The organism is Kribbella sp. NPDC050459, assembly GCF_040655315.1.
Classification (GTDB): Bacteria; Actinomycetota; Actinomycetes; order Propionibacteriales; family Kribbellaceae; genus Kribbella.
In genome coordinates this window covers 101,209-123,032 of the sequence record NZ_JBFAJQ010000020.1, presented here as the reverse complement: position 1 = coordinate 123,032, position 21,824 = coordinate 101,209, and the positions used below count along the sequence as shown (strand labels likewise).

The window sequence follows — 21,824 nt, the reverse complement described above, 5'->3', positions numbered from 1 at the left end:
ACATCCGTCAGCAGCGCGTTTGCGACAATCAGCTGTGAAAAGTTCAGTGGCTCCTGACGAGCGCACGGCTCGGCACGTCAACCTGGCGTTGTTCGCGCTCGCGACCGGCGGCTTCGCGATCGGGACCACCGAGTTCGTCACGATGGGGCTGCTGCCGCAGATCGCCGACGGCGTCCAAATCTCGATCCCGACGGCCGGGCACGTCGTCTCGGCGTACGCGCTGGGGGTCGTGGTCGGCGCCCCGTTGATCGCGGCGCTCGGCGCGCGGACCGGCCGGAAACGGTTGCTGCTCGGGCTGATGGCGGTCTTCGTGGCCGGCAACGTGCTGTCGTCGGTTGCCGCGAACTACGAGTTCCTGATGGCCGCGCGGTTCCTGTCCGGCCTGCCGCACGGCGCGTTCTTCGGGATCGGCGCGGTGGTCGGCGCGTCGATGGTGCCGCCGGGCCGGCGGGCGCGCGCGGTGTCGATGACGATGGTCGGACTCCCGGTCGCCAACATCATCGGCGTACCGGTCACGACGTTGCTGGGCCAGCGACTCGGGTGGCAGGTGCCGTTCCTCGCGGTCGGCGTCCTCGGGCTGCTGACCCTGGTCGCGGTCTGGTTCTGGGTGCCGCCGCAGCCGGTCGGGAGCGACGTGAACGTGCGCAGCGAGCTCAGCGCACTGGCCCGGCCGCAGGTGTGGATGGCGTTGCTGGTCGGGATGGTCGGCTTCGGCGGCATGTTCGCGACGTACTCGTACATCACGCCGACGATGACGGAACTGTCCGGTTTCTCCGAGTCCGCCGTGACGATCGTGCTCGGCGTGTACGGCGTCGGCATGACGGTCGGCACCGTCCTCGGCGGCGGACTGGCCGACCGCTCACTGATGGGCAGCGTGTACGGCGGGCTGGTCGCGGTGGCCGTCGTGCTCGGAACGTTCGGCTGGCTCGCGCAGAGCAAGCCGGGGGCGCTGGTCGCGGTGTTCGCCCTGGGTTGCTCGGCGAGCATCCTGGTGCCCGCGCTACAGACCCGCCTGATGGACGTCGCGCCCGAGGGCCAGTCGCTGGCCGCGTCGCTGAACCACTCCACGCTCAACATCGCCAACGCGCTCGGCGCCTGGCTCGGCGGCGTCGTCCTCGCCGCCGGCTACGGCTACGAATGGCCGAGCCGCCTGGGCGCCGGCCTCGCACTGGCCGGCCTCGCACTGGCGGCGATCTCGGGGCTGATGGAACGGCGGGGGTCGACTCAGGTACTTGCCTGAGGGTTTCGTCACCGCCCACTTGGTTAGATCAAGGTATGGCGACCTTGACGTTGGGCGCCGCCGATCTGGTACGGTGGCGCGGGCTGCGGCGGATGCGCTCGGTGGCATTGTCGCTGCTGGTGCTGGCCGCGGCGATCTATGTGGCGACCCTGCACCGCGAGGGTGGCTGGGCGTACCTGAACGCCGCGGCCGAGGCGGCGATGGTGGGTGCGCTGGCGGACTGGTTCGCGGTGACCGCGCTGTTCCGGCACCCGCTCGGGCTGCCGATCCCGCACACCGCGATCGTGCCGACCCGCAAGGACAGCCTGGCGGAAAGTCTCGAGCAGTTCGTGACCGAAAACTTCCTGTCCGAGGACGTCGTTTCGGAAAAGATGCGCACGGCGGCGGTCAGCCGGCGGGCCGGTGAGTGGCTGGCTGCCGGGAACCACGCCGAGCGGATCGTGGCCGAGGGCGCGCGGACGGTCGGGGCGGCACTGCCGAAGCTCGGCGACGAGGATGTGACGGCCTTCGTCCGCGGGTCGTTGCTGCCGCGGTTCGTGAAGGAGCCGTTGAGCCCGATCGCCGGCCACTTCGTGGAGTCGGTGGTGAAGGACGGCGCCCATCACGCGCTGTTCGACCTGCTGCTCGTGGAGGCGTACGAGTGGCTGGCCGCCAACCGTGACCTGCTGGCCGACGTCGTGGGGCCGCGGGCGCCGCGCTGGTCGCCGCAGTGGGTCGACCGGCTGGTGATCGACCGGATCCACCGCGAGGCACTTGCATGGCTGGCCGATGTCCGCGACAACCAATCGCATGCGGCCCGCCGCGCCGTCGACCGGCTGCTCGGGCAGTTGGCCGACGACCTGCAGCACGACCCGGACACGATGGCGCGGTTCGAGGCGTGGAAGGCGCGGATGCTCACGCACCCGGACATGGGCTCGAGCCTGGCCGCCGTCTGGGACGCGATGCGTACGGCGCTGATCGAGGCCATCAACGACCCGGACAGCACGCTCCGGGCGCGGGCGATCCGGGCGCTGCAGGACCTCGGCAAACGGCTCCAGGACGACGAGGGGCTGCGCGCGAAGGTCGACGCCCGCGCGAGCGAGGCCGTCGGGTACGTCGTGCGCACGTACGGCCGCGAGATCGTCTCGGTCATCTCCGACACCATCGAGCGCTGGGACGGCCGCGAGGCCGCCGCCCGCATCGAGCTGCACGTCGGCCGCGACCTGCAGTTCATCCGCATCAACGGCACCGTGGTCGGCGCCCTCGTCGGCCTCACCATCCACACCGTGAGCCAGCTGCTGTGAACCTGACGGCTGGGAGCGGCCGGCCGCGGCGATAGCGTTTGGGCTACCGCCGCTGACCGGCTTCGGGGACCGTCCGCCGGATTAGGTCCTGTCTGGTGATCCAGCGCCGTAGCGAGGAGGTGCTCGGTGCGGTGCATCGGCGTGCGGGGGCGAAGGTCTCGATGCGGAGCATCGTGGCCTTTGCACCCGTGCGGCGAGGTGCCGTGCCGAGTGCCCCGCAGTAGGCGATGGATCACCAGACAGGGCCTAGATGCCGCAGTTCGGGGCGCTCCAGCTGTTGGAGGTGCGGATGTCGACGTGGGTGTGGTCGTTGTGGCCGGGGTAGCCGGGGCCGAAGATGCCGCCGAAGCCGTGGTAGCGGGCCTGCTTGGCGAGCGTGCAGAACGACGGGCTGCCGACCAGGTCGGCGGACCGGCCGTAGAGGTGCTGGCTGTCGCTGGCGCCGCCGACCTGACTGTTGCACGAGTAGCTGCGGAAACCGCTGCTGATGCTGAGCGGCTGGTCGCCGAGCGCGTGCCGCATCGCCTCCAGATGCCACATCGTCTCGAGCGCGTTGGCCCTGGTCGCCGCCTCGGACAGCGGGCCGCCGTCGTACCCGGATCCGCCGCAGCCGTCGTCGAGCTCGGCGTAGGTGAAGTGGATCGGCGTGCAGTCGTCGTCCTGCAGTGCGTAGATCTTGCTGAAGGTGGCGGATCCGGCGACGCCGTCCTGGGCCAGCCCGTACGCCGCCTGGAAGCGCTGGACGGCGGCCTTCGTGGCCGGGCCGAACTCGCCGTCGATCGCCAGGTGCGCGCCGTACCCGGGATACCCGGATACGCGGATCTGCAACTGCCGCACGTCGGTGCCGGACATGCCCTGGCTGAGCGTGCGGCCCCACGTGTAACAGCCGTCGGCGTGCGCGACGGTCGCGGAAACGACCTGCGACGCGGTCAGCGTCGCCAGGAACAACAGGAGGACGGCCAGTAAGCGTGGTAACGGCCTGGTCAGGGACATCGGACACCTCCGGGGCGGTGAAGGAACCTGTCCCGGACAGCATTCCGTCACTTTCCGCCGTTTGACCAGTACTCGGCGGAACTTTCCGCCAAACTGCCGGGCAACTTTCCGCGGTGGCCGGGTGGTCCTTCAGGATGTGAGCATCGACGACGGTGTACTGGCCACGGGGGTGACCGCGGTGCGCGACGGCACGGAAACCTTCGACCGGTTCGTCGCCGTCCGCTCGCGGGCCCTGCTGCGGACCGCCTACCTGCTGACCCGTGACCACGCGCTCGCCGAGGACCTCGTCCAGACCGCGCTGGCCAAGGCCTGGTTCCACTGGTCCCGGATCCGTGAGGACAACCCGGAGCCGTACGTCCGGCGGATCCTGGTCACGACGTACGCCTCCTGGTGGCGGCGCCGCTGGAACGGCGAGATCCCGACCGAGGACCTGCCCGACGCGCCGACCCCGAGCGGCGAGGACGGGCTCGACCTGTGGGACGCCATCGGCCGCCTTCCCCGCAGGCAGCGCGCGGTCGTCGTCCTGCGCTTCTACGAGGACCTCACCGAGGCCGAGACGGCCCGGCTGATGGGCAGCTCCGTCGGCACTGTGAAGAGCCAGACCGCCAAGGCCCTCGCCAAGCTCCGCCTCGACCCCGCCATCGCCACCCCGGCAGATCTGGAGACGCCGCGATGATCCTCCAGGACCTGCGCGACGAGCTCGCGACCCGCGCCGACGCCGCCGACCAGCACGCGGGCGACCTGCTGCCCGGCGTGCAGCAGAAGATCCGCCACACCAAGAAGCGCCGCGCCTTCACCGCACTCGGAGTGGTAGCCGTACTGGCCGCGGTCGCCGCCGGCCTGGTCCCCACCCTGACCTCCACGCCGCCGCCCGCCGACGACCCGCCGCAGGACTACACCCGCGACGGCCTCACCGTGCCCGGCGTGGTCGGCAACGACAAGTTGCTCAAGGCATGGATCGGCGACCGCGACCAGAGCAAGCTCTCGTTCTCCTGGACCCCGACCACGAACGCGATCACCATTCACGCGAACTGCGAGGCGGACAACGGCATGTACGCCGTCCGCTTCCACATCAACGGGTGGTACGTCGGCGACGCAGGCTGCGATGCCGGCCCGGCCGCCTGGGCGATGGGCAGCACCGTCCGGCTCGGGCCGGATGCCGCCCTTTGGCTGGCCTCTCCGGTCGGCAGGCCGACACAGGTCACCGCGGAAGTGATCCACCTGGAGACCCGCAAGCCGGCCGGGAAGAACGGCCGGGTCTGGTTCGGCATCTACTCCACGTCGCCCGAACCGCCGACCGGCAACGGCGCGCCGGCCAGGATCCCCCCGGCCGAACCGGACGCGTACCGCAAGGACGGTGTGGTTTACCGGAGGACGATCGGCGGCGACACCCTGGCCGCGGCGGCCGTCGCCGACCCCGGACGCGACGAGGTGCGCTTCAGCTTCACCGCGACCGGAGCCAAGCTGGCGCTGCGCGACTTCTGCACCGCGAACGCGGGCTCGGACAGCAACGACCGGCCCTACTCGGTGTCGCTGCGCATCGGGCCCCGGGAGCCGATCGAGTCCACCTGCGAGATCCGGTCCACCGACGCCGGGAGCGGCGGCGGCCTGACGATCGACTCACCGGTTCCGGCCGGGCAGCGCGTCGACGTGGTCGCGCGGGTCGTGCCGACCCACGCGTACGGCCCAGCCGTGCCGCCGGACGTCCGGCTGGGGCTGGGCGTGTACTTCAAGGGGCAGCAGCGCGTCGTCGACGGGACGGAGCTCCCGGAGCGGACCGAGATCGGCGGGTACGCGTACCGGCTCGCCGACCTGAAGACCGCGCCCGGACCCGACCGCCGGCTCGTGACCGACACCCCCGCGGACCAGCCGTACGTGGTGGCCTACGGCGCTTCGAGGCTAGGCACCGGCGAGTTCCGGGCCACGCTCACGGTCGGCAAGACCGAGACCGGCGCCGGTGTCGCGCCGGACGTCGGCGGCATGGGCATCGGGTGGGACCTCCACGGCCCCGGCCCGGCCGACCGCGCCACCCTGACGGTCGCCGAAGGCAAACCGACCAGGGGGACGCTGATCGTGGCGATCTACCTGCCGGACTAGACCCAGCTGTGCAGGTCGGCCGCGTCCTTGGTGAGCTGGTCCGGTGAGTCGTCGGCGACGAACTCGAGCAGCGCGTTGATCTCGCGGGGCTCGGCGGCCAGGCGGTCCAGGACCGGGCGCCACAGCGACTCCCGCGCCGCGAGCGGCAGCCGGTTGTTGGACGGCCACCACGAGAAGACATGCACCGTGCTCAGCCACGGCATCAGCGCCTCGAGCTGCTGCAGGCACGCCGCGTCGTCGAGGTCGACCGGCGGCTGCCAGTACGTCGTGAGGTTCGGCGCGCCCACGTCGAGCAGCAAGGTGATCGTCGAGTCGACCTCGTCGGTCAGCGTGTTGCGGTGGAACTCCATCGCGATCTCGATCCCGGCGCCGGCGGCCATGTCGGCGAGCTCACCCAGGCCGCGGGTCACCGCCATCCGGTCCCCGACGCCCGCGTCCGCCGTACCGACGTTGCCGGCCCAGACCCGGATCCGGGGCGCGCCGAGCGCCTGGGCGGTGGCGATCGCGGAGCGCATCTCCTCGCGGTCGACGCTGCCGGCCCGCAGGTACGAGCCGTACGCCGCGACCTGCAGGCCGTGCACCTCGGTCAGGTTGCGGACCCGCTTGGCGTTGACCAGATTGCCGAGCGGGACGTGCACGTCACCGCCCCACTCGATCGCCGCGAGTCCGGACTTCGCCGCCACCTCCACCACCTGGTCGACCGGCAACTGGCGAAACGTCACCGAGACCAGACCGGTCCTCACACCCACGCGCGCCTCCTGGTGTCCACCCCTCCATCCAACCGCATCACACCAGCGGCCTCACGCCCCGCGTCAGCCGATGGACGGGCCGTGGCCGTCTCACGTCATGAGCAAAGTCAATGGATGCCAATGTCAGGCGATTAGGCTGGCGGGGTGCCGGAACAGCGACGAGGGTTCATCTACGGGTTCGCCGCCTACCTGATCTGGGGGCTGTTCCCGCTGTACTGGAAGCTTCTCGACCAGTCCGGCCCGCTCGAGCTGCTCGCCCACCGGGTGCTCTGGTCGCTGGTGACGCTCGTCGTCCTGGTCGCCGCGCTGCGGAAGTTCGCCGCGGTGAAGGCCCTGCTCGCGGAGCCCCGCCGGCGGTGGCCGTTGATCGCGGCGGCGTTCCTGATCTCGGCGAACTGGGGGACCTACATCTGGGGCGTGCGCACCGGTCACGTCGTGGAGACTTCGCTCGGGTACTTCATCACACCGCTGTTCACGGTCCTGCTGGGCGTCTTCGTCCTGAAGGAGCACCTCCGCCCGGTCCAGTGGACGGCGCTCGGGATCGCGTTCGTGGCCGTCGCCGGACTGACGATCGAGAATGGGCGGCCGCCGTGGGTGGCGATCATCCTGACCTTCTCGTTCGGGTTCTACGGGCTGGCGAAGAAGCAGGCCGGCGCGGGCGCGATCGAGGGGATGGCGATCGAGTCCGGCACCGTCGTCCCGTTCGCGATCGCCGGGATCGTCGCGCTCGGGATGCACGGCGACACGACGGTCACCGAGCACGGGACGGCGTACCTCGTGCTGGTGATCCTGACCGGGCCGATCACCGCCGTACCGCTGCTGCTCTTCGGCGCCGCGGCGACCCGCAGTTCGATGACGACGCTCGGGCTGCTCAACTACATCGCGCCGATCATGCAGTTCGTCTTCGGCCTGGTGGTCTTCCACGAGCACATGACCCCGATGCGCTGGCTGGGCTTCGGCCTGGTGTGGCTCGCGCTGGCGCTGTTCACCGTCGACAGCTTGCGCATCCGCCGCCGCCGGGCGGTCGCCCTCGAACGTACGGCGGTGACCGCGTCGGCGGTCTGACGTGCCGGGCCTCTCAGCGGTTCAGAGGTCGTCCACGTCCACCAGCCCGTCCTGGAGGGCACGCGCGACCAGGCTTGCCTTGGTCCGCGCGGGACGGCCGACGTTCGCGTACTTGATCCGCACGCGGTCCAGGTACGTGTTGACGGTCCGCACAGTGATGCCGAGCCGCTGCGCGACCAGCTCCTTGGACTCCGACTGGAACCACTCGATGAGGACGTCCTCCTCGCGCAGCGAGAGCTGGGGGCGGTCGCCGCGCGCGTTCGCTCCCAGCGCGCCGGCCAGCGCGGGCGGCATGTAGGGCCGCTCATCGGCTGCTGCCAGCGTGGCCCCGACCAGATGCTCCCGGCCCTCACTCTTGGTCAGATAGGTGGCGGCCCCGAGATCCAGGCACGTGAGTGCCGTCTTCTCGTCGTCGCGCATCGAGTAGACGACCACCTGACGCCCGGCGTCGACAAGTTGCCGAAGGCTACCGAAAGCCGGCGGTCCTTGCCCCAGTTGAAGATCCAGCAGGACGACATCGGCCGCACTGCCCGGTTCGATCCACGCCTCCCGGACAGAGCCGCCGGCCGCGAGCACGGTGATGCTGCGGGCCGAGGCGGCGTACCACGCCTCGATGCCCGCGAGGATGGCGGGATGGTCGTCGATGACGACAACGCTGACCGGTCGGTTGTCGCTCATGTCAGGACCGGCTCCCGTCGCCACGCGGTCTCTATCCACCTGCTGGTGCCGTAAGTCGTCGCAGCCACGGTCACGTCCGCGCGCGGAGGCTCATCCTCGTCCGGCCCATCGGCATAGTCTTCGCCGACCACGCTCACCCGGACGCGGCCGGTCGTCCACACGACAGTCACCCGCGCGGTCGAACGGGCGCGGCCCAGAACCACCGCGATCGGATCGACCAGCCCCCGGCGTACGGCGACCGGTAGTGCACCTGGCCGGCCCCGGACGGCAAGGCTCACCCTCAGTCCTCGATGCTCGGCGACCTCGACGCAGGCCCGCAGCTCGTTCAGCAGCTGGTCGGAAACGGCGTCGCTCTCCGCGAACAGACGGCGCATCCGGGCGGCCTCGACGCCGCATCGCAACCTGACCTCCTCGTCGTGCGGGCTCAACCCGCCGTGGCCGAGGCCCACGAGCAACGGCACCGTCGTCATCGTCAGCGCCCGGTAGCGCTCTTTGTGCTCGCGCTGCATGTCCTCGTGGACGCGCTCCGCAGTACGCAGTTCCTCTTCCCGTACGGCGGCGGTCCCGGCGGCCGGGGCCGTACCGTGGAGCATGCGGGTCAGCAGCACGCCGACGGAGAGCTGGAAGCCGCAGACGGAGATCGCGGAGATCGCCATGGTCGCCAACTCCCGGGCGGTCGGCGCCGCTGAGAGCAGCACCGCGGTCGCGTTGAGCCCGACATGAGCCCCCAGGAACGCCGCGAACGCAGAGATCCGCGGGTCGGCCAGCAGGAAGAGCGCATGCCATCCGACCAGGCCGAACGCCCAGTCCTCGGCGCCGGTCAGCCGCTCCGCCGGCAGCGTGAACGCGCAGATCGCGGACACGGCGAGCACCACCCCGAGGCCGTACCAGCGCACCGTCGACGGGAGCTGCCGGCCACGCAGCAGATACGCAGCACCGACCGCCGCAACGGCCGCGAGACAGACGAATGCTGCCGTCTGAGCCCAGGCCGGCCGGTACAGATCTTGGTAGGACGTGAGTTGGTGGAGCGACAGGACGAACTGCGAGAGCAGGCTGATGAACAGTGCGGCGAGTTGAGCCCCATGCAGCAACTGCCTGCGGATCAGCGTGACGACGGCCGTCTGCGCCCGCCCGGCGGTGTCAGTTCTCGGCGCGGTCCGGCCGTGCCAGCGCCACTCCACGCGGGTCCCGGCGCCCGGCCGTGAGGTGACCGACGCGGAGCCGCCGACCGCGTGCATCCTGCCGATGATCGATCCGGTGATGCCGCGGCGCCGCGCGGAGACCGCCTCTGGGTCGAAGCCCCGTCCCGCGTCGGTCAGCTCGACGACCGCGCCGTTCGCTTCCGCGCAGCCCCTGAGCTCCGCTTCCTGCACGCCCGCATGACGTCCGACATTGGCCACGGCCTCGCGGATCCCGTTGAACATCGCGAGAGCGGCCCCGGAAGGCAGCACGAGCGGGCCGTCGATCCGCGTGGTGAGCCGTACGCCGGCCTCTCCCTCACCGGCCGGCAGGCAGCGCACCAGCGCGGCCAGATCGACGTTTCCCGTCCCGAATCCGGGAACGGCGGACAGCGCGTCCAGGTCCTGCCTGGCTCGTGCGGGCAGCCAGGCCCAGTCCCGGCCGGCGCCCTGGGAGACCATCAGCAGCGTCGCACTCGCCGTGTCGTGCAACGTCGCCAGGTATTCGCGCTCGGCCGCCCGTCGCGCGGCGCCGACCTCGGCCGTACGGCGCGACTCCGCCCAGCGGGCTGCGGACCGGTCGGCAGCCCTGGCCCGGGTCCGCATGATCAGGTGCGCGCCCCTGGACAGACCCGCCAGGACGAGAGTGCGTGCCAGCGGCAACCACTCCGGACCCTGCGCGGCGAGAACGTCGCCCAGCACGCAGGCGGCCAGCCCCGCAACGACCAGTGCGGCCGCGGCGACCGGACGCGTCGCCCACTCGTGCTGCGAGGTGATGACACAGATCCCGATGATCGCCTCGACCGTGACGTCCGCGCTCTCGCCGCCGAGCACCGGCTGCGACAACCCTGTCAGCAGCAGCACTGCCACATCCAGCGTCCACAGCAGCGTCGGCGCGATCCGGCGGCGTACGCCGTACAAGCGGATGCCGCAGGCAACGACCACGGGAATGAGCAGCACCACCGCGAGCCTGGGCGTTGCGGCCGCTACGATCCCCAGCGCGCCACACAGACACACGACAGTGCACCGGAGCCACACGCCGTACCGCTCGAGGGTCAGATTCAGCAGCCGCTCACTGGACCCGGCGACGGTCGTCGACGCGCCACTCTTGCCGTGGGCCACGAGTACAAGGCTAGGCCGATGCAGGGTCCACCAGGGCGCTCGTCCAGCTTTTGTAGGGCGAACGACCGTCACACCCGGAGATCGGGCCCGGCTAGCGTTCCAGTTGCCGGTCTCCGGCCGGTCCCATCGATCCCCGGGCCCTGTGGTCCTCAACTGCTGGATGGAATCTTGCTCAAAATCATCGCCGCGGTCACGGCCCTGGCCGCCGCGGCAGCAACGATCGTGGTCACGGCCGACGGCGCCGACGCCGCCACCAGCTGGCAGGCCCACGACAAGAACTGCCAGACCGTGTGGGCGACGGTGGACGTCGAAGCGGGCTCGGTCTGTGCCGAGGTGCAGAAGCGCGTGACCGACACCGGGTCCGTCACCGGCTACCGCGGACGGCTGATCGTCACACCCGTCGCCGGCCAGTCGATCACGCCCGACCACTACGTCTGGCAGAGCCACATCACGAAGTACTGCTCGACCACGTGCGCGCCGAAGACGACGGCCTGGACGTCTTCCTGGTCAGCGACAGAGACCTCCGAGACCACGTACGTCGGGTGGGGCACGTCCGGCGAACTCGGCTACGGCTTCGATGTCGGCGCCTCGTGGAGCGCCTGGACCAAGGTCGTGGGCAAGTGCGTGACGTACACGGCCGGCAAGGTCTGCGTGAACCGCCTCGAGCGCGGCTACCGCGCAGAGATGCAGGAGCGTGGACAGCTCTTGGTCAACCCCGCCTCCGGCCAATGGATCGAGCCGCGCTGGGTCCGCGTCGGCCGCGTCATCGACGGCAAGACCACCTCGAAGACCGCCGACCTGTGCGACCCGTCCTGCACGCGGCGTACCGAGTACAAGTCCTCGAGCGTCTACAACTCGCCCATCAGCGGGTACGACGAGGGGTTCGCTTACGCCAGCTGGGCACTCCCGTCCGGAGTGATCAAGAGCCTGCGGGTCGCGTACCCGTAGCTCACGCGTCACGAGGCCCGGCCGGTTGGCGGTCGGGCCTCTTGACGAATCCTATTCAGGACATCTAATATCCAGGTTATGAAGATGAACGAGGGCGTCGAGTGGGTGATGCACAGCTGCGTGAACCTCAGCTGGATCCCCGGCGAGGCGGTCACCGCCAAGCGGCTCGCGGCCTTCTACAACCTGCCCACGGCGTACCTGAACAAGCAGCTCCAGGCGCTCACCCGGGCCGGCATCCTCACGTCGATGTCGGGACCGAAGGGCGGCTTCCAGCTGGCTCGCGACCCGCGCGACATCAGCCTGCTCGACATCGTCGTCGCGATCGACGGACCCGACGAGGCGTTCCGCTGCACGGAGATCCTCAAGGAAGGCCCGGGCGCGGACGCGAAGGCCGATTACACCAAGGTCTGCGTGATCTCACAGGCAATGCGCGGCGCCGAGCTGACCTATCGCCGCGAGCTGGCGGGCCGGTCGATCGCGGACCTCGCCGACGAGGTCGTGCACCGGTATCCAGATGCGCCCGGCAACACCCGGAACAGGTTCGCCAACCTCTGACACTCCCCAGCCCGCCAGTTCGCACGACTTGATTCTGGACATTCAATATCCCGATTAGAAGGAGATTCCGATGACCGTACTGATCCGCGCCTCCGAAGCCGAGACGCTGTCCGCGAGCGGCGTGACCCTGCTGGCCGACGTACCCGACACCGGCGGCCACCTGACCAGCCACCGCTCGATCTTCCAGCCCGGCAAGGAAGGCGCTCCCCCGCACCTGCACCGCGAGGCCGCCGAGCTGTTCTTCGTACTCGATGGTTCGCTGCGGGTCCTCACCGGCGAGAACCTCGTCGAGCTGCACCAGGGCGACTACCTACTCGTCCCGCCGAACACACCGCACGCCTTCGAGGCCGCAGGCAACGACCCGGCCGAGGTCCTCTTCGTCCTCACCAACGCCAAGCCCCGCTTCGGCTACTACCGCCTCCTCGAATCCGCCTACCAAGGCGAAACCGACTGGGCCGAAGTAGCCAAGACCAGCGACCTCTACGACAACCACTACATCGAAAGCCCCACCTGGCAGAACCGCTGACGATGTTCGACCGCCCTACGGCCGTCGCGGCCCATTCACCTTACACACAAGGGATTCCCAGCCATTGCCGGTTTGCTGTGATCCATCCGTGATCTACAATAGAGCACATGTTCGAGAATGATCTGGATGAACTCAGCGACACGGCCTTGCTGGCCGCGGCCGCCGAGTACGGTCGAGATCAGGAACACGCCGCGGTCGGTGTCTTGCGGGCAGCATTGGCGTTCGCGGACCGCAACGCCACGATTCCGGGTTACAAGCGGCTGCCCGGGTGTGAGCGGTTCGTCGTGTACGGCGGCGACGGCTGTCCGGAGGTGGCGGAGTTCGCGCCGGTCGAGTTCGGTGCCGTGCTGGGCATGTCGAGTGGTGCGGCGGCGGCGTTGATGGGCGAGGCGCTGGGGCTGCGGCACCGGCTGCCTCGCGTATGGGCAGCGGTGCTGTCCGGGCACGCGCTCAGCTGGCGCGCCCGCAAGATCGCCGAGGCGTGCCTGTCGTTGTCGTTGGAGGCCGCGGCGATCGTGGACGGCAGGGTTGCGGGGATCGTGAACACCGTCACCCCGCGCAAGCTCAAGTCCATCACCACCGCAGCGATCTGGGAAGCCGATCCCGAGCAGGCCAACGCGAATGCAGAGGCGGCCGCGAAGACCCGCGGTGTGTTCGTCGCTCAATCCGATGAGCACGGCACCAAACGGATCTGGGTGCGTGCAGCCGCCGGCGATGTGATCCGGTTCGATGCCACCATCGACGATCTGGCCTGGGCACTGAAGATGCTTGGCGATACCGACGACCTCGATCAGCGCCGGGCGAAGGCGATCGGCTGGATCTGCGATCCCGCCGCCGCGGACCAGTTGATCGAGGTCGCACGCCACCTCGCCCGCACCCGTCCCCCAGCCACAACCGCGCCAGGCGAACCGGCTCGCACCGACACTGCTGCAGCAGGTGCCGAGGCGGATCACGCCGACGGTTCGGACGGCATGGACGCGTTCACGCGGCAGGCGCTGGGCGGGAGCCTGGCGGCTCGGCTGGCCGCGATCAAATGCGATGCCTACAGCAACAGTCTTGGAGCAGCGAGCGGCAGACCCAGCCGCCGGAGCCGGCACACGCTGTATGTGCACCTCACCGACAAGACTCTTGCCACCGGCACCGGCGTACTTCGGGTCGAGGACCTCGGCCCCCTGCTCGCCGGCCAACTCAGCGAACTGCTCGGCCATGACCAGGTGATCATCAAGCCCGTGATCGACCTGCACGACCAAGTCAGCGTGCACAGCTACGAGATCCCCCACCGCATCCGCGAACGCGTCCGCCTGCGGCAGCCGGTCGACATGTTCCCGTACAGCGGCGCCGAAGCCACGGTCTCGATGGACCAGGACCACATCAGGCCGTACGACCACACCGGCCCATCACCAGCACCTGTGCGGCCAGCGCCGGCGGCATCAATGCGGTCGGCGTCAGCGGCATCAGTACGGCGGGCGTCGGCATCAACAAGGCCACCGGGCTCAACGCGCCCACCTGCGACTCCGGTCCCACGCGCCGGAGCGCGGACACCTGGCCGGAGACGCTCACCGGACGGCACCGGCCCGCCCGGTCAAACCAGCGTCGACAACCTCATACCGCAGAGCCGGCTCCATCACCGCGCCAAAACCTTCGGCGGCTGGGGAAGCCGACGCCTGCCCACCGGCGGAATCGAATGGACCAGCCCGCACGGATTCCGCTTCGTCGTCGACCACACCGGCACACACCAAGTCCCACGCCGGCCACACCCACACACCGGCCCCTGAAGCCGGGCTTCGGAGGATTGCGAGTCAGCGCTGGGGTTTGTGTTGGGCGACCTGGCGCGCGAGGTCCGCCGCCAATGCCTGGACCTCGGCAGCGGGCGGGCTGCCTTTGTCGTCGGCTTGTTCGAGCTTGGTCTCGATCACCACGTTGTCGATCCGGATCTCGACGCCGACACCCAACGTGTCCTCGGAGTTGAGGTAGCTGTCGTACAGGTACCAGTAGGACTGGTCGCCGTACGCGAGCGCGGTGACCCTGTGGCCGTCGTCCTCGGCCGACTGCTGCCGCGACGACATCCGGCGCTTGGCGTCGCGGGAGTTGTCGTGCATCGTGACGTAGACCTCGAGCTCGGCGCGGTCGTCACCGATGCGCTCCCAGGTGCAGTCGACCGAACTGGTTCCCGTGAACGCGTCCGGCTCCGGCGGGTCGTCGATGTAGCGCGCAACTCCGGCCTGAGACAGCGAACTCCATGAACAGATGCTGGGCAGCGAGGTGAAGTCGTCCCGGCCTTCGATGTGGTGGACGGTGCTCTGAACACCGATGATCACCGGCAGCGCCAGCGCCGCCGACGTACTCACGACCGCTGCCCACCGGCCGACGCGTTTCGTTGGCGTCGATCGTACGGCGGGAATCGCCAGCAGCGCGGCCAGCACCGCGACGAGGCCGGCGCCGCCGAGAATCGTCGTCACGACGTTGCCGTCGTACGCGGGGAGCTTTCTCGTGCCGATGAGGGCGATGAAGCCAGCGCCGACGGCCGCACCCACGACGAGGGCACCGGAACCTACAGCGCGGTGGACGGTCCGCGCTCTACGCAGTAGCTCAGCAGAAAGCAGACGGTGGCGCAGTACACGGGACAGGCGATGCCAGACGGCGAACGCGACCACGGCAACGCCGCACAGAGCTGTCGTCGCGATTGGCCGTCGCGGGTCCATCAACAGGCCCGCTCCGACGAAGGATTCGCCTGTGACCAGAACGCTGCCGAGGAGAGCCGCGGGCAGGCCGATCCACCGTTCGAGGCTCGGCGCCAGCCACGCGCCCAGTCCGGCGCCCACCGCCATCACGACGACAAGAGCCAGGGCGATCCCGACCGGCATGCCGTTGGCCAAGGAGAAGACCAGGAGGGCCAGCAAGGTGCCCATCACGGCATTCATCGCCACCAGCATCCCCGCGTTCGCCCGCAATGCCGGGGTGCTCCAGACGCCGACCGCTTCGCCAGATGGCGGCAATTTCGTTCCGGTCGGGATCTTTTCGGTGCGGTCGGTGAGGGGCTGGGTGGGGTTCTCGAAGGTTGGGTAGCCGCCGGCGATGGTGAGTAGTTGTTCGCGGGCGGCGGCGGGGGTGAGGCGGCGGGTCGGGTCGCGTTCCATCAGGCCGGCGATGACCGGGGCGAGCGGGCCGGCGAGGCGCATCGGTTCGGGGTCGCGGGTGAGGACTGCGGCGATCATCGCGGGCAGGTCGTCGAAGTCGTAGGCGTGGCGGCCCTCGACTGCGCAGTACAGCGTGGCGCCGAGGGCCCACAGATCGGCGGGGGCGCCGGGTTCGGCGCCGGAGAGTCGTTCCGGGGCGACGTACCCGAGGGTGCCGGTCACGATGCCGGTGCCGGTCAGCGTGCGGGTCGCGCCCGCGACCGAGGCGATGCCGAAGTCGGTCAGCATCCAGCGGTCGTCGGCGCCGAGCATCACGTTCTGCGGCTTGACGTCGCGGTGCAGTACGCCGTTCGCGTGCGCCGCGCTCAGCGCCTCGACCAGCCGGACGCCGAGCTCCGCCGCCCGCCGCGGGCTGAGCGGACCGTTCGCGCGGACCACGTGGTCGAGGGTCCGGCCCGGCAGCAGCCGCATCACGATCCACGGCCGGCCGCCCTCGTCCACCACGTCGTGGATCGTGACGATCGCCGGGTGATCCAGCCCGGCGGCGGCCCGCGCCTCGCGCAGCGCCCGCAGCCGGAGCTTGTCCTGCTCCTCGGGGTTCAGCCCGCCGGGGATCCGCAGCTCCTTCACCGCGACCTCACGGTGCAGCACGGAGTCGAACGCCTTCCAGACCGTCCCCATCCCACCCACACCGAGCGGAGGCTCACTCAGGACGTAGCGGCCGTTACCCAGGGTGCGTTCGGTCACCGCAGGACCTTATCCGCCCACAGTTCCACCGTCGCTCCACTTGCAGAGACCGTCCGGCGACCGTCCGCAACCGGCCACGGCCCGCGCACGTGAGGTGCAGCACGTCGCGTCACAGTCGCGCGCGCTGCGGTGTCGTATGTATGACCGAGGGAGGTCCAGCATGCAGAGTCGACTGGGCAATCTGCGAGCGAGAGTGTTTCCCGACCACTGGTCGCTGTTGTTCGGCCAGATCGCCTTCTACAGCTTCGTCGTGATCATGATCAGCGGCCTGGTCCTGATGGTGGACTACAAGCCGTCCGTCGAGCCGGTCGTGTACGACGGACCGTACGGACCACTGCGCGGCACCGAGATGTCGCGGGCGCTGGACTCGACCCTCGCGATCACCTTCGAGACCCGTGCCGGGTTACTGGTCCGGCAGGTCCATCACTGGGCCACGCTGATCATGGTCGCGGCGATCACGCTGCACCTGCTGCAACTGTTCTTCACCGCGGCCTTCCGTCGGCCGCGGCGGCTGAACTGGCTGGTGGTCTTCGGCCTGCTCGTCCTCACGCTGGGCGCCTGCCTCACCGGGACCTCGCTCCCGGACGACATGGCCTCGGGCACCAGCCTCGCCGTCCTCGACGGTGTCCTGCAGGCGACGCCGTTCGTCGGCTCCGCGCTGTCGCACCTGCTGTTCGGCGGCGAGTTCCCGGGCGACGTGATCTCGCGGTTCTACCCGCTGCACGTCGTCGTCCTTCCGGTGGCGATCATCGCGCTCTTCGTCCTGCTCGCGCTCCGCAAGCCCGTGAAGCAGCCCGCGGAGAAGCCCCAGCGCACCGCCGGACGCGTCGACGTGGTGAAGAGCGTCGGCCTGTTCTGCTTCGTCGGCGGGGTCTCGCTCGTCATGGCCGCGACCGCGACCATCAACCCGGTCTGGCTGTACGGGCCTGCCGACCCGGCGGACACCTCGGCCGGCGTCGGCCCGGCCTGGTACCTCGCGTTCCTGGACGGGTCGCTCCGGCTCGCGCCCGGCTGGGAGGTCGTCTGGTGGGGAAAGACGATCAGCCTGGCCGTCCTGTTGCCGGTTGCGCTCTGCACGCTGTTCCTCCTGCTCGTCGCGGTCTACCCGTTCATCGAGGAACGGGTGACCGGCGACCGTTCGGATCACTACGAGCTCGAGCGGCCGCGCGCCAACCCGACGCGCACCGGCATCGGTGTCGCGGGCATCGTGTTCTACGGCGTCCTCTGGGCCGCCGCCGGCGCCGACACGATCGCCGTACAGTTCCATCTCTCGTTCAACACGCTGCTGCGGCTGTTCCAGATCCTGCTGATCGTCGGTCCGCCCGCCGCGCTCTTCATCACGCGCCGTGTCTGCCTCGGCCTGCAGCAGCAGGAGCAGGAGATCGCGACGCACGGCATCGAGACCGGCCGGATCGTCCGGCGTCCCGACGGCGGGTACGTCGAGGACCACCGCCCGTCGGTCCGTCAGCTCACGTCGCGATGAGCGCGGCGTGAATCCGGCCCGTCGTGGTGGACAGCGGACGCGCACTGGCCGCGCTGCGGGAGGCGATGATCTCGGCCGCGATCGAGATCGCCGTCTCCTCGGGCGTCCGGGCGCCGAGGTCCAGGCCGGTCGGTGACGTCAGCCGGGCCAGCTCGTCCTCGGTGACGCCCGCGGCGCGCAACCGCGACAGCCGGTCGAAGTGAGTACGCCGCGACCCCATCGCGCCGATGTAACCGGCGTCCGTCCGCAGCGCCACCTGCAGCAGCGGTACGTCGAACTTCGGGTCATGCGTCAGCACGCACAGCGCCGTCCGGCGGTCGACCTGGTCGAGGACGCCCGCGAGGAACCGGTGCGGCCAGTCGACCACGACCTCGTCGGCCTCGGGGAACCGGGCACGGGTGGCGAAGACGCCGCGGGCGTCGCACACCGTCACGTGGTACCCGAGGAACTTGCCGACCCGCGCCACGGCCGCCGCGAAGTCGATCGCCCCGAACACGAACATCCGCGGCGGCGGCGTCAGCGCCTGTACGAACACGGCGACGTCGGTCCGCCCGCAGTCCCCGTGCAGGCCGTACTCGCGGATCGCGGTCGAACCGCTGCTGATCATCGCCAGCGCGTCCTGCACCACCGCCGCGTCCAGACCGGCGTCGCCCAGGCTGCCCTGGACATCAACACCGACGTTGACGGCGCCGGTGGCTGAAGGGCCGATGACGAGGCGCCGGCCGAGGCGCTCGCCCGCCGTGACCACGGTCGCCACCGCCATCGGCCGGCCTGTCGCGATCGCCTCCGCGACCGCGCCGAACTCGGGGTACGACGCCGGGTCGACCGGCTCCACCAGGACGTCGAGCAGACCGCCGCAGGTCAGGCCGATCGCGAACACGTCGTCGTCGGAGATCCCGTACCGCCGGACCACCGGCACCCCGGTCCGGATCACCTCTTCGGCCACCGCGTACACGTCGGCCTCGACACAGCCGCCCGAGACGCTGCCGACCACCGTGCCGGCGCCGGACACCGCCATCGACGCGCCCGGTTGCCGCGGCGCCGAACGGAACGTGCCGATCACCGTGGCGAGCGCGAACCTCTCGCCGTACCAGGGGCGGACGTGCGCGACGACGTCACGCACCCATGTCCTCCGCGCCGGCCTTCACGGCCTCGCGAATCCGGGAGTACGTGCCGCAGCGGCAGATGTTGCGCAGCTCGTCGAGGTCCGCGTCGGTGATGTCGCGACCCTCCGCGCGGGCCTGCTTCACCTTCGCGACGGCGGCCATGATCTGACCGGGCTGGCAGTAGCCGCACTGGGCGACGTCGTACTTCAGCCAGGCCTCCTGCATCGGGTGCAGGTCCTTGCCGACCGTCGCCGGCAGGCCTTCGATCGTCGTGACCTCGTCGGACGGCTCGATGTCCTTCACCTGGACCGAGCACGGGTTGAACGCCTTGCCGTTGATGTGCGAGGTGCACGACTTGCACACCTCCAGCGCGCAGCCGTACTTCGGCCCGGTGACGCCGAGCAGGTCGCGCAGGACCCACAGCAGCCGGACGCCGTCCTCGGCCTCGACGCTGATCTGCTTGCCGTTGAGCTTGAAAGTGTGCGTTGGCATGAGATTCCTCAGAACGTGTGGTCGAGGCCGTCGGTCGGCGACTGCGGAGTGGACGGCTGCACCGGCAACGGCTCGAAGCTCAGCGTGCCGTGGTTGATCGGGAAGTACTTCGGCAGCGTGCCGGTGGCCCGCGCGTACGCACAGGCGACCGCGGCGAACGCCGGGGCCACCGACAGCTCACCGGCGCCGCTCGGGCTGTCACCGGTGTTCGGCATGATCACGACCTCGACGTCCAGCGGCGTGTTCCACTCCCGGGTGTAGAAGTAGTTGTCCCAGCTGCCTTCGAGCGGGATGCCGTTCTTGATGTGCAGGCTCGACGTCAGCGCCAGCGCGATCGCGTCCTGCAGACCGCCGATCATCTGGGCCTCCAGGCCGCGCGGGTTGATGCAGAACCCGGGATCGACGGCGATCACCGCCTTGGTCACCCGCGGACCGGTCACCGCCTCGCCCTCGACCGGCCGGTTCACGGTCTCCGGCCGGCAGTCGATCTCGACCAGCGTCGCGACCGCGGCCCGGTACTCCGAGTGCACCGCGATGCCCTGCGCCGTACCCTTCGGCATCGCCTTGCCCCAGTGGCCGACCTCGGCCGCCTTGTTCAGCACGGCGAGCAACCGCTGATCCTTGAGGAAGTTCCGCCGGAACCGGACCGGGTCCTGGCCCATCTTCTTGGCGAGCTGATCGACCACCAGCTCCTCGGCGCAGACCACGTTCGGCGAGTAGATGTTGCGCATGCTGCCGGTGTTGAACTTCAGCGGGATCTCGTTGAGCAGCTGCGTGGTGACCCCGAAGTCGTACGGCGAGGACTGGGTCAGCGCGAAGATCGTCTCCGCGAACGACAGGTTTCCGCCGACCGGCAGGTCCGCCGCGAACGCGGTGATCATCTCGCCGAGACCGTGACCGAAGTCGGTCTGCACACTCGTATGGCGCTGCTCGTAGCTGAGCACGTTGCCGGCCAGGTAGTTCACCCGGACGCGGGACGTGCACATCGGGTGCGTGCGGCCCTGGCGGAAGTTGTCGGTCCGCGACCAGGACAGCTTCACCGCCTTGCCCATCTTCTGCGAGATCTCCGCCGCCTCGGCCGCCACGTCGTGGAACAGGTGCCGGCCGAACGAGCCGCCGCCCTGGACGACATGCACCTGCACAGCGTCGATCGGCAGGCCGAGCTGCTTGGCGATGTCCTCCTGGGCCACGATCGGGACCTTCAGGCACGACCAGATCTCGGCGCTGTCCGGGCGGACGTCGGCGATCGCGCAGTCCGGTTCGAGCGGGCTGTTGCTGGCGAACGCGAACACGAACTCGGCGTCGATCGTCTGCGCCAGGACCGGCGGAACCGCCATCGGCAGCTGCGCCGCCCGCAGCTTGGCCAGCACCGTCGCGTCGGACTCGTCGTCGACGGTGCCCGGGCCCCAGGTCGCGTCGACCTTCTGGATCGCGTCGATGCACTGGCCGAAGGTCTCGCCACGGATCGCGATGCCGTGGGTGATGCCAACGACGTCGGTGATTCCCGGCAGCGCCCGCAGCGCCGCGAGGTTGTTGATCGACCGCAGCGTCCCGTTGATCGTCGGCGGCCTGGCCACCATGGTCGGCTTCGCGCCCGGGACCTGCAGGTCCATCGCGAACTCCTTGCGGCCGGTGACGATGTCGTGGCCGTCGACCCGGTTCCGCGGCTGCCCGAGGACTTTGAACTCGGACGGGTCCTTGAGCTCCGCGGAGAACGTGACCGTCGTCAGGGCGGCCGCCGCCTTCGCCAGCGATCCGTACGTCGCCGTACGCCCGCTCGGCCCGCTCACCACGCCCTTGCGGGTGGTCAGCCGGCCGGCGTCGACGGCCCAGTGCTCGGCGGCCGTCTCGACCAGGCGCTGCCGGGCGAGCGCGGCCGCCGTCCGGACCGGGAGGTACATGCTGCGCATCGAGTTCGAGCCGCCGGTGAGCTGGTTCATCAGCAGCTCGGGCCGCGCGTCGGCGAGCGTGATCTCGACCTTGTTCATCGGGAGATCCAGCTCTTCGGCCACCATCATCGCGAATGCGGTCGTGATGCCCTGGCCGACCTCGCAGCGCGGCACCGCGAAGTGCGCGGTGCCGTCGGTCTTCAGCTCCACGGTGATCAGCCCGGACGTCGGCGCGGCCGCGAGGTTCTGCAGGTCGCCCAGGTCGAAGATGTCCGGCGGCTGCGGCAGCGAGGGAACCGCCGCATCCGCGGACCGCGAGCCGGATTCGTTGGCGACCCAACTGACTCCGACCGCGAGCGTGGGGGCGGCGATCAGGTACCCGAGGACCTTGCGTCTGCCCAGCAGGCCCCGTCCGCCGGCCGGCTTCTCGCTGCGTTCGGTCATCTGGGTCCTCCGTGCTCGAGCAATGCTGGGAACGCAGTCTGGCACCGCCGCTGCGGCGGCGGCATGGCCGCAATGCCCAGGTTTTGCAGGGG

The 21,824-nt window shown here is 69.9% G+C and carries 18 protein-coding genes; 10 read left to right on the top strand and 8 right to left on the bottom strand.

Features of this window, described 5'->3' with window-relative positions; all coding sequences use genetic code 11:
* Positions 1 to 46 precede the first annotated feature (46 nt).
* Entirely contained in the window at positions 47 to 1,240 is a 1,194-nt protein-coding gene (locus AB0I12_RS40220; protein ID WP_359940977.1) for an MFS transporter, read from the top strand.
* A gap of 35 nt (positions 1,241 to 1,275) precedes the next feature.
* Positions 1,276 to 2,523: a DUF445 domain-containing protein gene (locus tag AB0I12_RS40215; RefSeq protein ID WP_359940974.1), complete on the top strand. Its 1,248-nt coding sequence runs from the start codon at positions 1,276 to 1,278 to the stop codon at positions 2,521 to 2,523.
* A 246-nt stretch (positions 2,524 to 2,769) separates the two neighbouring features.
* Here AB0I12_RS40215 and AB0I12_RS40210 read toward each other — a convergent pair whose 3' ends face one another.
* Entirely contained in the window at positions 2,770 to 3,516 is a 747-nt protein-coding gene (locus AB0I12_RS40210; RefSeq protein ID WP_359940971.1) for a D-Ala-D-Ala carboxypeptidase family metallohydrolase, read from the bottom strand.
* Positions 3,517 to 3,637: 121 nt separating this feature from the next.
* Here AB0I12_RS40210 and AB0I12_RS40205 point away from each other — a divergent pair, with 121 nt between their 5' ends.
* Positions 3,638 to 4,192: a SigE family RNA polymerase sigma factor gene (locus AB0I12_RS40205; RefSeq protein ID WP_359940969.1), complete on the top strand. Its 555-nt coding sequence runs from the start codon at positions 3,638 to 3,640 to the stop codon at positions 4,190 to 4,192.
* On the top strand, positions 4,189 to 5,613 hold the full coding sequence (locus AB0I12_RS40200; protein WP_359940966.1) for a hypothetical protein: 1,425 nt from the start codon (positions 4,189 to 4,191) through the stop codon (positions 5,611 to 5,613). Before AB0I12_RS40205 ends, AB0I12_RS40200 begins: the two co-directional genes overlap by 4 nt.
* Here the strand turns inward: AB0I12_RS40200 and AB0I12_RS40195 are convergent.
* Positions 5,610 to 6,362 (bottom strand): TIM barrel protein, encoded by a 753-nt coding sequence (locus AB0I12_RS40195; RefSeq protein ID WP_359940963.1) that lies wholly within the window; start codon positions 6,360 to 6,362, stop codon positions 5,610 to 5,612. The genes AB0I12_RS40200 and AB0I12_RS40195 overlap by 4 nt on opposite strands.
* 144 nt (positions 6,363 to 6,506) lie before the next feature.
* Between AB0I12_RS40195 and rarD the strand changes: the two genes are divergently transcribed.
* Positions 6,507 to 7,427: an EamA family transporter RarD gene (rarD, locus tag AB0I12_RS40190; protein ID WP_359940960.1), complete on the top strand. Its 921-nt coding sequence runs from the start codon at positions 6,507 to 6,509 to the stop codon at positions 7,425 to 7,427.
* 21 nt (positions 7,428 to 7,448) lie between these two features.
* On the opposite strand, the gene AB0I12_RS40185 is transcribed toward rarD, so the two are convergent.
* Positions 7,449 to 8,105, bottom strand: a complete 657-nt coding sequence (locus AB0I12_RS40185) for a response regulator (RefSeq protein WP_359940957.1) — start codon at positions 8,103 to 8,105, stop codon at positions 7,449 to 7,451.
* Positions 8,102 to 10,405, bottom strand: a complete 2,304-nt coding sequence (locus tag AB0I12_RS40180; RefSeq protein ID WP_359940954.1) for a hypothetical protein — start codon at positions 10,403 to 10,405, stop codon at positions 8,102 to 8,104. Before AB0I12_RS40180 ends, AB0I12_RS40185 begins: the two co-directional genes overlap by 4 nt.
* 168 nt (positions 10,406 to 10,573) lie before the next feature.
* Here AB0I12_RS40180 and AB0I12_RS40175 point away from each other — a divergent pair, with 168 nt between their 5' ends.
* The 4 genes from AB0I12_RS40175 (at position 10,574) to AB0I12_RS40160 (ending at position 14,209) form a co-directional block, all read left to right on the top strand.
* On the top strand, positions 10,574 to 11,353 hold the full coding sequence (locus AB0I12_RS40175) for a hypothetical protein (RefSeq protein ID WP_359940951.1): 780 nt from the start codon (positions 10,574 to 10,576) through the stop codon (positions 11,351 to 11,353).
* Positions 11,354 to 11,431: 78 nt separating this feature from the next.
* Positions 11,432 to 11,908, top strand: a complete 477-nt coding sequence (locus tag AB0I12_RS40170; RefSeq protein WP_359940948.1) for an Rrf2 family transcriptional regulator — start codon at positions 11,432 to 11,434, stop codon at positions 11,906 to 11,908.
* A gap of 70 nt (positions 11,909 to 11,978) precedes the next feature.
* Complete coding sequence (locus tag AB0I12_RS40165; RefSeq protein ID WP_359940945.1) at positions 11,979 to 12,434, top strand: cupin domain-containing protein; 456 nt, start codon at positions 11,979 to 11,981, stop codon at positions 12,432 to 12,434.
* Positions 12,435 to 12,541: 107 nt separating this feature from the next.
* Positions 12,542 to 14,209, top strand: coding sequence for a hypothetical protein (locus tag AB0I12_RS40160; protein WP_359940942.1), 1,668 nt, complete (start codon positions 12,542 to 12,544; stop codon positions 14,207 to 14,209).
* A 24-nt stretch (positions 14,210 to 14,233) separates the two neighbouring features.
* On the opposite strand, the gene AB0I12_RS40155 is transcribed toward AB0I12_RS40160, so the two are convergent.
* Entirely contained in the window at positions 14,234 to 16,318 is a 2,085-nt protein-coding gene (locus AB0I12_RS40155) for a bifunctional serine/threonine protein kinase/MFS transporter (protein WP_359940939.1), read from the bottom strand.
* 160 nt (positions 16,319 to 16,478) lie between these two features.
* Between AB0I12_RS40155 and AB0I12_RS40150 the strand changes: the two genes are divergently transcribed.
* On the top strand, positions 16,479 to 17,801 hold the full coding sequence (locus AB0I12_RS40150) for a cytochrome b N-terminal domain-containing protein (protein ID WP_359940937.1): 1,323 nt from the start codon (positions 16,479 to 16,481) through the stop codon (positions 17,799 to 17,801).
* Here the strand turns inward: AB0I12_RS40150 and AB0I12_RS40145 are convergent.
* Genes AB0I12_RS40145 through AB0I12_RS40135 form a run of 3 tightly spaced genes read right to left on the bottom strand, consistent with a single transcriptional unit; the run spans position 17,788 to position 21,732 of the window.
* Entirely contained in the window at positions 17,788 to 18,924 is a 1,137-nt protein-coding gene (locus AB0I12_RS40145; RefSeq protein WP_359940934.1) for an XdhC/CoxI family protein, read from the bottom strand. The genes AB0I12_RS40150 and AB0I12_RS40145 overlap by 14 nt on opposite strands.
* Positions 18,917 to 19,399: a (2Fe-2S)-binding protein gene (locus AB0I12_RS40140; protein WP_359940931.1), complete on the bottom strand. Its 483-nt coding sequence runs from the start codon at positions 19,397 to 19,399 to the stop codon at positions 18,917 to 18,919. The genes AB0I12_RS40145 and AB0I12_RS40140 overlap by 8 nt, the downstream gene beginning before the upstream one ends.
* 8 nt (positions 19,400 to 19,407) lie before the next feature.
* The gene (locus AB0I12_RS40135; protein WP_359940928.1) at positions 19,408 to 21,732 is read right to left on the bottom strand and encodes a molybdopterin cofactor-binding domain-containing protein; all 2,325 of its coding nucleotides are present in this window, start codon (positions 21,730 to 21,732) and stop codon (positions 19,408 to 19,410) included.
* Positions 21,733 to 21,824 lie beyond the last annotated feature (92 nt).